This is a genomic window from Bradyrhizobium sp. UFLA01-814 (assembly GCF_046718885.1).
Lineage (GTDB): Bacteria > Pseudomonadota > Alphaproteobacteria > Rhizobiales > Xanthobacteraceae > Bradyrhizobium > Bradyrhizobium elkanii.
The window spans coordinates 13,106-27,958 of sequence record NZ_JAQOSR010000124.1 but is presented as its reverse complement, the minus strand read 5'-3'; the positions used below and the strand labels follow the sequence as shown (position 1 = coordinate 27,958).

General features: G+C 64.2%; 13 protein-coding genes and 1 tRNA gene. 8 read left to right on the top strand and 6 right to left on the bottom strand.

What is annotated here, in order from left to right:
- From PMN64_RS30355 to PMN64_RS30335, 5 genes are all read left to right on the top strand, one after another.
- The coding region (locus PMN64_RS30355; protein WP_411783300.1) for a response regulator at positions 1-3,796 on the top strand (3,796 nt) is incomplete at its 5' end.
- 16 nt (positions 3,797-3,812) lie between these two features.
- On the top strand, positions 3,813-5,306 hold the full coding sequence (locus PMN64_RS30350; RefSeq protein ID WP_411783302.1) for a sensor histidine kinase: 1,494 nt from the start codon (positions 3,813-3,815) through the stop codon (positions 5,304-5,306).
- Between the two features lie 84 nt (positions 5,307-5,390).
- The gene (locus tag PMN64_RS30345) at positions 5,391-6,548 is read left to right on the top strand and encodes an HlyD family secretion protein (RefSeq protein ID WP_411783299.1); all 1,158 of its coding nucleotides are present in this window, start codon (positions 5,391-5,393) and stop codon (positions 6,546-6,548) included.
- The gene (locus PMN64_RS30340; RefSeq protein ID WP_411783297.1) at positions 6,545-8,158 is read left to right on the top strand and encodes a DHA2 family efflux MFS transporter permease subunit; all 1,614 of its coding nucleotides are present in this window, start codon (positions 6,545-6,547) and stop codon (positions 8,156-8,158) included. Before PMN64_RS30345 ends, PMN64_RS30340 begins: the two co-directional genes overlap by 4 nt.
- Before the next feature lie 80 nt (positions 8,159-8,238).
- Positions 8,239-9,582: a PQQ-dependent sugar dehydrogenase gene (locus PMN64_RS30335; protein WP_411783296.1), complete on the top strand. Its 1,344-nt coding sequence runs from the start codon at positions 8,239-8,241 to the stop codon at positions 9,580-9,582.
- 18 nt (positions 9,583-9,600) lie between these two features.
- Here PMN64_RS30335 and PMN64_RS30330 read toward each other — a convergent pair whose 3' ends face one another.
- Positions 9,601-9,858 carry a hypothetical protein gene (locus PMN64_RS30330; protein WP_028340659.1) on the bottom strand — a complete coding sequence of 86 codons (258 nt, stop codon included), beginning with the start codon at positions 9,856-9,858 and terminating at the stop codon, positions 9,601-9,603.
- 215 nt (positions 9,859-10,073) lie between these two features.
- Between PMN64_RS30330 and PMN64_RS30325 the strand changes: the two genes are divergently transcribed.
- Positions 10,074-10,892, top strand: coding sequence for an aminoglycoside phosphotransferase family protein (locus PMN64_RS30325; RefSeq protein WP_411783294.1), 819 nt, complete (start codon positions 10,074-10,076; stop codon positions 10,890-10,892).
- A gap of 12 nt (positions 10,893-10,904) precedes the next feature.
- Here PMN64_RS30325 and PMN64_RS30320 read toward each other — a convergent pair whose 3' ends face one another.
- Together PMN64_RS30320 and PMN64_RS30315 are read right to left on the bottom strand one after the other, a co-directional pair.
- Entirely contained in the window at positions 10,905-11,072 is a 168-nt protein-coding gene (locus PMN64_RS30320) for a hypothetical protein (RefSeq protein WP_016847764.1), read from the bottom strand.
- 84 nt (positions 11,073-11,156) lie between these two features.
- Complete coding sequence (locus PMN64_RS30315; protein WP_411783293.1) at positions 11,157-11,615, bottom strand: winged helix-turn-helix transcriptional regulator; 459 nt, start codon at positions 11,613-11,615, stop codon at positions 11,157-11,159.
- Positions 11,616-11,766: 151 nt separating this feature from the next.
- Here PMN64_RS30315 and PMN64_RS30310 point away from each other — a divergent pair, with 151 nt between their 5' ends.
- On the top strand, positions 11,767-12,687 hold the full coding sequence (locus PMN64_RS30310; protein ID WP_411783292.1) for an alpha/beta fold hydrolase: 921 nt from the start codon (positions 11,767-11,769) through the stop codon (positions 12,685-12,687).
- A 7-nt stretch (positions 12,688-12,694) separates the two neighbouring features.
- Here PMN64_RS30310 and PMN64_RS30305 read toward each other — a convergent pair whose 3' ends face one another.
- The gene (locus tag PMN64_RS30305) at positions 12,695-13,249 is read right to left on the bottom strand and encodes an SGNH/GDSL hydrolase family protein (RefSeq protein ID WP_304495400.1); all 555 of its coding nucleotides are present in this window, start codon (positions 13,247-13,249) and stop codon (positions 12,695-12,697) included.
- A gap of 568 nt (positions 13,250-13,817) precedes the next feature.
- Here PMN64_RS30305 and PMN64_RS30300 point away from each other — a divergent pair.
- Positions 13,818-14,126, top strand: coding sequence for a hypothetical protein (locus tag PMN64_RS30300; protein WP_100213607.1), 309 nt, complete (start codon positions 13,818-13,820; stop codon positions 14,124-14,126).
- Positions 14,127-14,343: 217 nt separating this feature from the next.
- Here the strand turns inward: PMN64_RS30300 and PMN64_RS30295 are convergent.
- A tRNA-Ser gene (locus PMN64_RS30295) sits at positions 14,344-14,433 on the bottom strand.
- 107 nt (positions 14,434-14,540) lie between these two features.
- Complete coding sequence (locus PMN64_RS30290) at positions 14,541-14,693, bottom strand: hypothetical protein (RefSeq protein ID WP_304495401.1); 153 nt, start codon at positions 14,691-14,693, stop codon at positions 14,541-14,543.
- Between the last annotated feature and the right edge of the window lie 160 nt (positions 14,694-14,853).

Sequence of the window (14,853 nt, the reverse complement as noted above, 5' to 3'; positions counted from 1 at the left end):
GGCCGAAGTGCCCGGCGTCGCCGGCACCTGGAAGGACCTCACCGACAACGTCAACTTCATGGCGTCGAACCTGACCGCGCAGGTCCGCAACATCGCCGAGGTCGCGAGCGCGATCGCCGGCGGCGACCTGTCGAAGAAGATCACCGTGGACGTGCGCGGCGAGATCCTGCTGCTCAAGGACACCCTGAACACGATGGTCGAGCAGCTGCGCTCGTTCGCCGCCGAAGTGACGCGCGTGGCGCGCGAGGTCGGCACCGAGGGACGGCTCGGCGGCCAGGCCGTGGTGCCCGGCGTCGGCGGCACCTGGAAGGACCTTACTGACAACGTCAACCTGCTGGCCGCGAACCTGACCACCCAGGTGCGCAACATCGCCGAAGTCACCACCGCGGTGGCGCGCGGCGACCTGTCGCGCAAGATCACGGTCGACGTGAAGGGCGAAATCCTCGAGCTCAAGAACACCATCAACACGATGGTGGACCAGCTCAACGCCTTCGCCGGCGAGGTGACGCGCGTGGCGCGCGAGGTCGGCACCGAGGGCAAGCTCGGCGGCCAGGCCGAGGTGCGCGGCGTTGCCGGCACCTGGAAGGACCTCACCGACACCGTCAACGTCATGGCGGTCAACCTGACCGAGCAGGTGCGCGGCATCGTCAAGGTGGTGACCGCGGTCGCTAACGGCGACCTGAAGCAGAACCTGACGGTGAAGTCGAAAGGCGAGGTGGCCGCGCTCGCCGACACCATCAACAACATGACCGAGACGCTCGCGACCTTCGCCGAACAGGTCACCAGCGTGGCGCGCGAGGTCGGCGTCGAGGGACGGCTCGGCGGTCAGGCCAACGTGCCCGGCACGGCCGGCACCTGGAAGGATCTCACCGGCAACGTCAACCTGCTCGCGGCCAACCTGACTTCCCAGGTGCGCGCGATCGCGGAGGTGGCGACCGCCGTGACCAAGGGCGACCTGACGCGCTCGATCCAGGTCGACGTCCGCGGCGAGGTCGCCGAGCTCAAGGACAACATCAACACGATGATCGGCAACCTCCGTCTCACCACGGAGCGCAACACCGAGCAGGACTGGTTGAAGACCAATCTGGCGCGCTTCACCAACATGCTGCAGGGCCAGCGCGATCTTGCGACCGTCGGTCGGCTATTGCTGACCGAGCTTGCGCCGCTGATCAACGCGCATATGGGCGTGATCTACCAGGTCGACAATCCCGAGAATGCGCAGTTGCGCCTCTTGTCGGCCTATGCCAGCGACAGCAGCAATCCGCATCCGCAGATCGTCCAGTTCGGCGAGGGATTGATCGGCCAATGCGCGCTCGACAAGCGCCAGCGCCTCGTCTCCGAGATTCCCGGCGATGCGGTCCCGATCAATTCGGCGCTGATGCGGATCATGCCGAAGAACCTCGTCGTGTTTCCGGTGCAGTTCGAGAACCAGGTCAAGGCGGTGATCGAGCTGTCCTCGATCTCCTCGTTCACGACCTCGCAGATCACCTTCCTCGAACAGCTGACCGACAGCATCGGCATCGTGCTCAACAGCATCGAGGCGACGATGCAGACCGAGGCGCTGCTCAAGCAGTCGCAACAGCTCGCCGGCGAGCTGCAGACCCAGCAGAAGGAGTTGCAGCAGACCAACGATCAGCTGGAGCAGAAGGCCCAACAGCTTGCCGAACGCAACGTCGACGTCGAGCGCAAGAACCAGGAAATCGAACAGGCGCGGCGCGCGCTGGAAGAGAAGGCGACCGAGCTGTCGCTGACTTCGAAGTACAAATCCGAATTCCTTGCCAACATGTCGCACGAGTTGCGGACGCCGCTGAACTCGATCCTGATCCTGGGCCAGCAGCTCACCGAAAATCCCGACGGCAATCTGACCGGCAAACAGGTCGAGTTTGCCCGCACCATTCACGGCGCCGGCACCGACCTACTGAACCTGATCAGCGACATCCTCGATCTCTCCAAGATCGAGTCCGGCACGGTGACGGTCGACGCCGAGGAAATCCTGACATCGAGCCTGCTCGAGACCGTCGGACGGCCGTTCCGGCACGAGGCGGAGAACCGGCATCTCTCGTTCAGCATCGATGTCGACGCCAATCTTGCGCGCAGCATGGTGACCGACTCCAAGCGGCTGCAGCAGGTGCTCAAGAACCTGTTGTCGAATGCGTTCAAGTTCACCGCGGAAGGCGGCGTCAGCCTGACCGTGTCGGCCGCGCTGGGCGGCTGGAGTGTGGAGCATCCGATCCTCAATGCCGCGCCTGCGGTCGTTGCGTTCGAGGTGTCGGATACCGGCATCGGCATTCCACAAGACAAGCAGAAGCTGATCTTCGAGGCGTTCCAGCAGGCCGACGCCGGCACCAGCCGCAAATATGGCGGCACCGGTCTTGGACTGGCGATCAGCCGTGAGCTCGCGGGTCTGCTCGGCGGCGAGATCCATCTGCGCAGCGCGCCGGGCAAGGGCTCGACCTTCACGCTCTACTTGCCGCTGAAATATGCCGGCCCCTCGATGGCGCTGCGTCAGCAGGCCCAGCCGTTCCCGATGCCGCACACGCCGGCACCGGCGCTGCAGGCGTCAGGCGCACAGGACCGTGTGATCGAGCAGCTTCCGGACGACCGGCTCAATCTCGAGCCCGGCGACACCATCCTGCTGATCGTCGAGGACGATCCGCATTACGCCCGGGTGCTGATCGATCTGGCGCGCGACAAGGGCTTCAAGGTGCTGGTCGCAAGCCGCGGTGCCGAAGCGCTGGATCTCGCCAAGCAGTTTCAGCCGAGCGCGGTGTCGCTCGACGTCTTCCTGCCCGACATGCTGGGCTGGACGGTGCTGAGCCAGCTCAAGCACAATCCGCTGACCCGTCACATTCCGGTTCAGATCATCACGCTCGACGAGGACCGACAGCACGCGCTGGCGCGCGGCGCTTTCTCCTTCGTCAACAAGCCGACGACGACGGAAGGCGTCAGCGCAGCGCTGTCACAGATCAAGGAATACGCCAGACCGCGCCGCAAGCGCCTGTTGATTGTGGAGGACAATGCGGCGGAGCAGCTCAGCATTACCGAACTGCTCGGGCACGAGGATATCGAGATCGTGACCACCGGCACCGGGGCAGGGGCGCTTTCGACATTGCGCGAAAATCCGTGCGACTGCGTCGTGCTCGACTTGCGCCTGCCCGACATGAGCGGCTTCGAGGTACTGGATCATATCCGCAAGGACGAGACGCTCTCCAATATTCCCGTTGTCGTGTTCACGGGCCGGGAACTTTCAGCGGAAGAAGACGCGGAACTGCATACGATGGCGCGCAGCATCGTCGTCAAGGGCGTGGAATCGCCGGAGCGTCTGCTCGACGAAACGTCACTGTTCCTGCACCGTGTGATCACGGAATTGCCCGTCGCAAAACAGAGGATGCTGGAGAAGCTCAATAGTTCCGATGAGGATCTTATTGGCAAGACCGCGCTGCTGGTCGACGACGACGCCCGCAACATCTTCGCGCTCTCGAGCGTGTTGGAGCGGCGAGGTATGAAGGTGTTGACTGCGACAACCGGTCACGAAGCCATCTCGCTGGTCGAATCCAATCCCAGGATTGCCATCGTGCTGATGGACATCATGATGCCGCAGATGGACGGTTACCAGACCATCGGCGCCATCCGGCAAAATTCCGCCTTCGCGCGGCTGCCGATCATCGCGCTGACCGCGAAGGCGATGAAAGGCGATCGAGAGAAATGCCTGGAGGCAGGCGCGTCCGACTATCTGGCGAAACCCGTGAATACCGAGCAACTGCTGCTGGCGATCCGCATGTGGCTGCACCGCTGATCGGCGATCGAACATGATGGACCATGAAAAGGTAAACATCCTTCTGGTCGATGACCAGCCGGCGAAGCTGCTGGCCTATGAGGTCATCCTGAAGGAGCTCGGCGAGACGCTCGTCGCCGCGTCGTCGGGCCGCGAGGCGCTGGAGTTCCTGCTCAAGAACGAAGTCGCGGTCATCCTGGTCGACGTCTGCATGCCGGAGCTCGACGGCTTCGAGCTCGCGGCGATGATCCGTGAACATCCGCGCTTCCAGAAGACCGCGATGATCTTCATCTCGGCAATCCAGGTCAGCGATATCGACCGGCTTCGCGGCTACGAGATGGGCGCGGTCGATTACGTACCGGTGCCTGTGGTGCCCGAGGTGCTGCGGGCGAAGATCCGCGTGTTCGCCGAGCTCTACCGCAAGACACGGCAGCTCGAACGCCTCAACGCGGAGCTCGAGGACCGCGTGCGCGCGCGCACCGCCGAGCTCGAGCAGTCGACCACGCGGCTGGTCGAGAGCGAGGCGCGCCGCAGCATGGCGATTGCCGCCGGCAAGATGGGTTCGTGGGACTGGGATTGGGTCAACGGCGACTGGATGTGGGACGAGGGGCAATACAAGATCTTCGGCGTCGACCCGAAGTCCTTCAAGCTCACCTCCGACAACATACAGGCGCTGTTTCATCCCGACGATGTCGAACACCTCCGGCAAGCCTGGACCGGCTTCGGCAAGGGCCAGACGTCCTATGAAACCGAATTCCGCATCATGCGGCCGGACGGCGAGGTGCGCTGGTGCGTCGGCACAGCCGCGGCCACCAGCGACCGCAACGGCAAGGTGGTCCGGGTGAGCGGCGTCACCGTCGACATCACCGATCGCAAGAAGGCCGAGGAGCGGCAGAGCCTGTTGACCCGCGAGGTCGACCATCGCGCCAAGAACGCGCTGGCGCTGGCGCAATCGATCGTGCGGCTGACGCGCGCACAGAACGTGACCGCCTATGTGCGGGCGGTCGAGGGCCGCATCACGGCGCTGGCGCGGGTTCACACCGTGCTGTCGCTATCGAGCTGGCAGGGTGCTGAAATCCGGCGGCTGGTCACCGAGGAGATCGCGCCGTATTCGGAGGCCGGGCAGATCCAGATCGACGGCGCGGAGGTGCAGTTGCAGCCCGCGACCGCGCAGACGCTGGCCCTGGCGTTGCATGAGCTCGTCACCAACTCCGCCAAATATGGCAGCCTCTCGGTGCTGTCGGGCCGGCTCGCGATCACCTGGGAATTGCACGACGACACGCTGATCCTCGCCTGGGTGGAATCCGGCGGACCTCCCGTGACCAAGCCGAAGCAGAAGGGTTTCGGCACCCGGAGCGTGATCGCCAGCATCGAAACCCAGCTCGGCGGGCGCGCCGACTTCGATTGGCGCGCCGAGGGCCTGGTGTGCCGGCTCACAGTTCCGCTCAAGGCGCTTGTCGGGGAGACGCCGGCGTTCCGCGAACCGTCGGCAGCCGAACGCAAGCCCTTGGTCAGTTCCAGAGCCGTGTAGCGCCTCCCGGCCGAACAGGAACCTCAAGCCGGACGCTGCGGTTAACGAACCTTGACCGCTCCGTTCGTGGCTTGAGGTGCTGCCGTGGATGCCCAAACCCGTGAGCGCGGGCCGTCCGCGGAGAAGCCGCGGCAGCCTGAGCGCAATCCCGAGCAAGAAACGCGACCCGACCGCGAATCCTCGCCGCAGCAGGAGACCGGGCGCAAGCCATCGATGCGTGATCGGCTGCGCGAGCACTGGCTGCTTGCCACAGTCGGCGCCTGTCTGCTCCTGCTCGCGATCATCGGTGGCGTGAGCTACTGGCTCGATGTCCGTCATTATGAATCGACCGATGACGCGTTCGTGGCCGCTCGCAGCTTTGCGGTGGCGGCAAAGGTCGGCGGCTACGTCGTCGAGGTCCCCATCATCGACAACCAGCACGTCAATGCCGGCGACCTCCTCGCGAGGATCGACGAGCGCGACTACAAGATCGCTGTCGATCAGGCCAGCGCGCAGGTCGCGGTCGCAGCGGCTAATATCGCCAATGTCGAGGCCCAGATCGACAGCCAGCAGGAGCAGATCAAGGAAGCCAAGGCGCAGCAGCAGCAGGCCGAGGCGCAATTGAAGTTCGCGCGGGAGGAGGCGGAGCGCGCCCAGAACCTCGTCGAGAAGGGCGCGGGCACGGTGCAGCGGCAGCAGCAGACCCGTTCGGATCTCGACGCCCAGCAGGCCAATGCCAGTCGCGCCATGACGGCAGTGACCGCGGCCGAGCTCGGCGTCAAGACGCTCGAGGCTCAGCTCAAGAGCAGCAAGGCATCGCTGGAGCAGGCGCAGGCACAGCTCGATCAGGCCAAATTGAACCTGCGATATACAAGCATCGTCGCGGCGCAATCCGGGCGCGTCGTCAAACTGAGCGGCGCGGTCGGCACCTATGTGGCGCCGGCCCAGAGCGTCATGATGTTCGTTCCTGACGAGGTCTGGATCACCGCCAACTACAAGGAAACGCAGCTGACGGACATGCGCCCGGGCCAGCCGGTCGAGATCAGGATCGATGCGTATCCGGGGCGCAAGCTCACCGGCCGTGTGGCTTCGGTTCAGCCGGGCTCGGGCACTGCGTTCAGCCTGCTGCCGGCGGAGAACGCGACCGGCAATTTCGTCAAGGTCGTGCAGCGCGTTCCCGTGAAGATCGTGATCGACAATTGGCCGAATGACGTTCCGATCGGGCCGGGCATGTCGGTCGTGCCCTGGACCCGGGTGCGATGACCGACGTTGCGGCAGGCGGCGGCGCGGCCTGGTCGCCGGAGCGTTCGGCTGCCGGCGGACATAACCCCTATCTGATCGCCTTCGTCGTCTCGATCGCGACGTTCATGGAGGTGCTGGACACCACGATCGCCAATGTGGCCTTGCGCCATATCGCGGGCGGCCTGGCGGTCGGCATCGACGAGAGTACCTATGTCATCACCAGCTACCTGGTCGCCAACGCGATCGTGCTGTCGATCTCGGGCTGGCTCTCGACCGTGATCGGCCGCAAGCGCTTCTACATGATCTGCGTCGGCACCTTCGCATTTGCGTCCCTGCTGTGCGGGCTTGCCTGGAGCCTGGAGGCGCTGGTTCTGTTCCGGATCATCCAGGGCCTTGGCGGCGGCGGGATGGCGACGAGCGAGCAGGCGATCCTCGCCGACTCCTTTCCGCCGGCCAAGCGTGGCCAGGCGTTCGCGATCTACGGCGTCGCGGTAGTGGTTGCTCCCGTGGTCGGGCCGACGCTCGGCGGCTGGATCACCGATACCTATAGCTGGCACTGGATCTTTCTGATCAACGTGCCGATGGGCTTGCTCTCGCTGTTCCTGGTCGGGACGCTGGTCAAGGAGCCGTCCGGCGCCGAGCAGGAGCGCAAGCAGCTCCTCAAGGACGGCCTGCGCGTCGACTACATCGGCTTCGTGCTGGTCGCGATCGGGCTCGGTTCGCTCGAATTCGTGCTCGACGAAGGCCAGCGCAAGGACTGGTTCGGCTCCAACATGATCGTCGGCTTCGCGCTGGCCTCGGCGATTTGCCTGATCGCGCTGGTTCCCTGGGAGCTGACGCGCAAGGACCCGATCGTCGATCTCCGTCTGCTGGGACGCCGCCAGTTCGGATCGTGCTTCCTGGTGATGCTGTGCACCGGCGCGGTGCTGATCTCGTCGACGCAACTCCTGCCGCAGCTATTGCAGACCGAGCTGAACTATACTGCGCTGCTGGCAGGGCTCGCACTGTCGCCCGGCGGCATCGTCACGCCGATCTTGATGCCGGTGGTCGGCAACCTCGTCAGCCGCGTCCAGCCGAAATACCTGATCGCGATCGGCGGCTGCATCGTCGCATTCTCGATGTGGCACCTGACGGGATTGAACGGCGACATCACCTATGGCTACGCCGCGCTCGCGCGCATCTTCCTCTCCGCCGGGCTTCCGTTCCTTTTTCTCCCCGTCACGACGGCGTCCTATGACGGCGTGCCGCCGGACAAGACCAACCAGGCCTCGGCGCTGATCAACGTCGCGCGCAATATCGGCGGGTCGATGGGCGTCGCACTCGCCCAGACCGCACTGGCGCAACGCCAGCAATTCCACCAGAGCCGGCTGATCGAGCATGCCGCGCCGTCCGATCTCGGGTATCAGCAGACCATCGACACGATGACGCGCTTCTTTCAGGCGCAGGGGTCGAACGCATCGGACGCCGCGTCCCAGGCGGTCGCCTGGGTCGGCCAAACCTTGCAGCGGCAGGTCGACCTGCTCGCCTATATCGACGTGTTCTGGATGCTCTCGATCATCGGCCTCGTGATTATCCCGCTGGCGCTGATCATCAAACCGGTCGATCTGACGGCGCCGCCCAAGGGTCATTAAAGCAGACGACATTGTGAACGCCGGAGCGACCGAACCGCGCTATGAACGGCGTGACCGAAGGGAAATCGCGCGAGGAGCATATGCCCAGGACGAGTCTTGCCGCTGCGGGTCTGTCGGTCGTCTTCCTCGCGGCGATCAGCATCACGCGGTCGGGCGCCGAGCCCGTGCTGAAAGGCGCGGAAGCCTTCGGCGACTGGCAACGCGACAAGCCGGGCACGGTGCGCCTGATCACGCCGCAGGACTTACCCAAGCCCGGGGCAACGGCGTCGAGCAGCAAGTTTCCGCGCGTCATGCCGAGACCTGCATCGGCCGCGCCGCAGGTGCCGGCAGGGTTCAAGGTCGAACTGTTTGCCAGCGGGCTCAGCGGCCCGCGGATCATCCGGACCGCGCCCAATGGCGATATCTTCGTCGTGGAAACCGGCTCCGGCCGCATTCGTATCCTGCGCAGCGCCGACGGCGCCGCCAAGCCTGCGACCAATGAAGTCTACGCAACCGGCTTGAACCAGCCGTTCGGCATCGCGTTCTTTCCGAGCGGTGACAATCCGCAATGGCTCTATGTCGCCAACACAGACAGCGTTGTGCGCTTTGCCTACCGTAACGGCGATCTCAAGGCGTCGGGAAAGCCCGAGACGATCGTCGCCCGGCTGCCGCCCGGCTACGCCCATTCCACGCGTGATATCGTGTTCACGCCGGACGACAAGCGGATGCTGGTATCGGTCGGCTCCGCCGGCAACGCAGGCGAGGGGCTGGGCCGCCCGCCGAAAGGGATCGAGGCCTGGAGCCGCGACCATGCGCTCGGCGCTGCCTGGGGCGACGAGACCGATCGCGCCGCCGTGCTCGCCTTCGATCCTGACGGCAAGAACAAGAAGCTGTTTGCCACGGGGATCCGCAACTGCGTCGGACTTGCGATCCAGCCCGGAAGCGGTACGCCGTGGTGCTCGACCAACGAGCGCGATGGCCGCGGCGACAATCTTGTGCCCGACTATGTGACACGAGTCCGCGAAGGCGCGTTCTACGGCTGGCCCTGGTACTACATCGGCGGCAACGAAGACCCCGCGCATGCCGGCGCGCGGCCAGACCTGAAGGACAAGGTGACGGTCCCCGACGTGCTGTTGCAGGCCCACTCGGCGTCGCTTGGCCTGACCTTCTACACCGGCAGCAGTTTTCCGCCGGAGTATCGCGGCGATGCGTTTGCTGCCGAGCACGGCTCGTGGAATCGGTCGAAGCGCACCGGCTACAAGGTCATTCGCATCAGGCTGAAGGACGGCGTGCCGACCGGCGAGTACGAGGATTTCGTCACCGGCTTCGTCATCGGCGACAATGAGGTTTGGGGCCGTCCGGTCGGTGTGACGGTCGCGCGCGACGGCGCGCTGCTGGTCTCCGAAGACGGCAACGGCACGATCTGGCGCGTCAGCCGCGACTAATGCTGCAGACGGCGCGCGCTAGCCGAGCCCGTCCTTGAGGCCATATTCCTCGTAGATGGTCAGAGGATCGGTGTCGGGAAACAACCGGCACTTGGCCTGCGCAAGATGCAGCGTGACGGCGCCGGCCTCACATCTGGCGGTCAGGATTTTTCGGACATCCTCCATATGCGCGCGCGGCTGATGCTTTGACGGCAACTGTTCGAGCGCCACCAGCGCTGTGGCCAGGGCCTCCGTGACCACCCATTCGTCGTGTCCGGTAATTCCCTTTCGCGGCATCGCCACACCCTCCGTAGCACCGGCTGCGACATTGTAGCGCGAGATGGGTGGGGGCTGTCATCAGCCAACATGGGCAGGTCAGCATGGGCAGGGCAGCGGGGAACCGGTTCGCGTGGCCCTACCACGATGCGCCGCAGGGAACCGGCGTGGCAGCGCGCGGAAGCAATGATTAGAACCACGAGGCTCGCTTCTTCGTCCCCGGTCAGTCCACCCAAATGTTCGCTCCCTATCTCTCGGCCTGGAGTCTTGTCCCCGATGGCGACCCGATCGTGACGCACGCCGCACGGTTGCTGCCGGTGCGCCGGCATGGGGAGCCGGCCATGCTCAAGCTCTCGCACGAGCCGGACGAACGCCTCGGTGCCGTCGTGATGGAGTGGTGGGACGGCGAAGGTGCGGCGCGGGTTCTTGCCCGTGACGGCGACGCCCTGCTGCTCGAGAGGGCGACGGGATCGGCTTCGCTCAGCGACATGGCGCGAACCGGCCGGGACGACGAGGCCTGCAGGATTCTCTGTGCAACGGCCGATCGGCTTCACGCTGAGAGAGCGAAGCCGCGGCCGGATCTGACGCCGCTGACGCACTGGTTTCGTGAGTTGTGGCCCGCGGCGCGGGCGCATGGCGGCATTCTGAACCGATCGGCGGAAGTTGCCGAAGCTCTGCTGGGCAATCAGCGTGGGATCGTGGTCCTGCATGGCGACCTGCACCACGACAACGTGCTCGACTTCGGCGCGCGCGGCTGGCTTGCGATCGATCCGAAGCATCTCGTCGGCGAGCGCGGCTTCGACTTCGCCAACATCTTCACCAATCCGGATCTTGCGGATCCGACACGGCCGGTCGCGACCGAACCCGGACGCCTTGCCCGGCGGCTCGACATCGTCGTTGAAGCCGCGCGGCTGGATCGCCGGCGCCTGCTGTCATGGATCGTGGCATGGACCGGCTTGTCGGCAGCCTGGTTTCTGGGGGACGGCGATCCACTCTCCGAAATCGACCTTACCATCGCACGACTTGCGGCCGCCGAGCTCGACCGGATGGCGTAGAGCGCGGAGCGATTACGCCGCCGCGGCGCTGGCTCCACTCAGCGACACGCTCAAAATCCGCCACTTCGAGATATCGAAGAAGTAGGCGGCCTTGATGCGCGCGGAAGCGGGGTCCGGCGCCTGAATCGCCGTGTGGAATTGCCGCGTCCCATCGCTCAGCGAAATCCGGAATGTTTGCATTGGTCGAACCTCCACGCGCGGATGCTGCGGCACGGAGCGTTAACATCCGGTTGCAGTTGATGGCGCGCGCGACACGTGCACTTCTCACTCAGGTGAAGCCGGCGGCAGCCGCACCATCGTGTCCTCCGCACCAACGACGCGTCCGTCTTGCGCGCGCAGCTCGAGCCGCCGCACCGGCAGCCCGTTCTTGCGGTCGACCAGGAGCACATGCGCCTCGTCGGGTTCAAAGAAGAAGTCCTCACCCCACTGCCGGAGCGCGACGAGAAGAGGGAAGAGCCCGCGTCCCTTTTCGGTCAGCACATATTCCTGGTAGGGGCTGCCGTCGCTTGCCGGCACCATCTCCATGATGCCGTGCGCCAGAAGATTGCGGAGCCGGGCCGAGAGGATGTTCTTGGCAAGCCCGAGGCTCTTCTGAAACTCGCCGAAGCGGCGCAGCCCGTCGAAGGCATCGCGGACAATCAGCAGCGACCACCAGTCGCCGATCGCATCCAGCGGCCGGGCGACGCCGCACATCGAGTCCCTGTGGCTCACTCGCTTGGCCATCGTAATCCTCAACACTCATTCCCTGGGGTGATCTGCGCTCAGTGGCGCGGCCGGAAAACCACCCGGATCGTTGGTTCGATATATTGGTTGCAAAGTAAAACCTCAAGCGTTACACGTTGGTTTCAAATTGAAACCATGCGAGGTCAGAACCGTGATCCCAGCCGACGCCACGTTCGACGGCACTTTTCCGTTCTCGCCGCATTTCAGCGCGGCGCCGGGCTTTCAGATGCATTATGTCGACGAAGGTCCGCGGGACGGCGAGGTGGTGCTTTGCCTGCACGGCGAACCAAGCTGGGGCTATCTGTTCCGCCACCTGGTGCCAGGCCTCAGTGCGACGCACCGGGTGGTCGTTCCGGATCACATGGGCTTTGGCAAGAGCGCGACGCCGGCGCATCGCAGCTATTGGCTGCAGGACCATGTCGACAATCTCGAAGCGCTGGTCCGCGCGCTCGATCTCACCAACATCACCCTTGTCATGCATGATTTCGGCGGCCCGGTCGGCATGGGGTTAGCGGCCCGGCATCCGGAGCGGATCCGCCGCATCGTTTCCGCCAATGGGCCAACGCCGTTCGGGCAAAGCGATCTGTTCGATCGCGTCGCCGCCAACGCGCAGGTCTCGCCGTGGTTTCAATGGATCGCAAAGGCCGAGGCGAGCGGCGACCTCGAGCCGGTTCTCGGACAGCTCGGCTTCAACATTTTGAGCACGCTGAAGCTCAACGGATTCGAGAACAACGCCGTCATCACCGACGCCTGGCTCGCCGCCTACGGCGCGCACTTCGCCCGTCCGGCGGACTGCCTCGGTGCGATCGGCTGGGCCAAGGGCTTTGCGACCGGCGCGCATCAATTCCATACGCCCGATCCCGCCGCCGACCGTTTGATTCGCAGCAAGCCTGCGCTCGCGATCTGGGGCGAGGCGGACCGCACGCTACGTGCAGAGCATTTCCTGCCGCTGTTTTCCGCAATCTTCCCGACGGCACCGGTCAGGCGCCTTGCCGGTGTCGGGCATTACTGTTTCGAGGATGCGCCTGAGGAAATCCCGGGCCTGATCGCGGAGTTCATCCGGCAGACGTGACTGCACGTCACATCGTGCATTCCGCCGAGATCGCCGCCTCAAGTGCCGGCACCCAGGCCTTGTAGGCGGCCGCGGTGAAGTGAATGCCGTCAGCCATCTTCGCGCCGGGCGGCAAATGCGGGTCGATAAACCGAACACCGCGCGCAACTGCGGCAGCTTCGATCGCGCGGTTGGTCCGTTCGTCAGCTGCGACGGCAATGACCACCAATGGCCGCGTCGACAGCGGCTTGACGGCATCGATGAGGTCGGTGAAGTCGCGTTGCGCCGTTGGCGATCCGGCATCGTTCGCGCCCACCGCGAGGACGAGCAAGAATGCGCCCTGGTCCGGCAGCACGCGCCCGGCGAGCTGCTTTGCCTCCGGGATGGTCTGACCGCCGACGCCGGCATTGACGACCGGACGTCCGCAGAGCAGCCGGGGCAGCGGAGCCATTTCGGTGATGCTATCGCCAAGCACAACGATCGGCGCCGGCGCGTCGGCGAGCGCGGCGCGTATCATGAATTCGCGCACCGCGGCATGATCGTGAAAGGCGTGCTGAGACACTTCACCGAAGCGGTTGCGCATCCTCTGCAGCTCCGCAAAGGAAGCGACAAAACCAATCAGAAAAGTAACGGCCAAAACCCAAGGTAGTGCGCGACGCATTGCTCGTCAGAGCTACCATCGCGGCTCCAGCCCGAGCAATATTCAGAAACAACCGCACAACGCCGGAGCGATCACTTTATGCGGATCACGTCCTGCGGGAGGTTGCTGGATACGGCGGCGCGCAACCCGTTACCATCGTTGCGGCCGTCTGGTGGTCGGCTATCGCGCAGCCGCTTCAGTCTCAGCTCTGGGCCCGGCCGAGCTCGCGCGGTGCTCGGTATCGACGCTGTGACGCCGGCCGGATCGAGGGAGGCATTGTCCCGAAAAGACGCCGCCGGTCTCACAAATATACGCCCGGCGGCGTTTTCTTCCTGAACTGGGACACTGAAATCCCCAGCACCGTCAAAAGTGCAGAGACTATGCCATCGCGGTTCACGCGGGACGGCAAAGTACGCATGCCGCATCGCTGGATTCCTTGACCTAGATCAAGCCCCATCTATCGAAAACAGCGCCACATGCGCGCCCCCTGTCATTTCAATTGGAGGGTAGCATGGCAGTCGTCGTGCAGTATGTGGTCAAGCCGAATCCAGGCGGCGACCTCGCAGGAATACTCGAATTGGCAAAAGAGAGCGCCGGGCTTTGGCGCAAGCACGGTGGCAAACCAAGGTTCTGGTCTGTCGCCGTCGGTGAAGCCGGCAATTTCGTTTTCTCAGTGAATTTCGAGACGTTTTCGGCTTACGGCGCGGCGGTTGACAAACTCAACGCCGATCCAGCCTTCCACACTTGGCAAGCGAAAAGATTGAAAGCGGGCTTGACCACCCTCGTGCGCGCGAACATGGCGATAGAGATTGAACTTTGAGTGAGCGGTACGCGAAAATTACGCCGCCGGGGCCGAAACGGTTTGTCTCGGCGGCGTAATGTCAGCTGGTCCGCAATGCCCATAACAATAGTGGGATTGTCGTAACGGCCGCATCGACGCCGGTATCAATGCGGCTGTCGGTTCTGGCCCCGTGGGCCGGATCACTTGGGCGCACGAAATCGTCGTGGGCAAATAACAAAGTGAATTCAATAAATTGTGGCGGAAGGGGTGGGATTCGAACCCACGGTACCCTTGCGGGCACGCCGGTTTTCAAGACCGGTGCCTTAAACCACTCGGCCACCCTTCCGGATCAAGGATCAGGCCCTTAGCGTAGGGCTGCGCCGAACGCAACGCGAACTTGGCAGCGAAACGCGGCCGGCCGGTCATTCGCCCGGTCCCTGCTGAAGGGGCGGGTCACACATGCGGCAGCCCCGCGCCAATGCAGGCGAGGCCGACAATCAGCAGCGCGCCTGCGCACGCTTCCAAGATGACCGAACGATGCCGCCTTGCATAAAGGGCGAGCACCGATCCCACGATCGTGCTCGCGATACCGAACTCCACGATCATTGATTTAAATCGCTGAACTTTGGCAATTGGCCTTGACGAAGAAAAAATGAAATATCTCAGACACTACACGACGCCACGTCGGTGCGGGCATCGGTTTTCGGCTTAACGTTAAGGTGGCGAACCGTGGATTTGCGGATACACCGCCAACCCCCCCGTTACT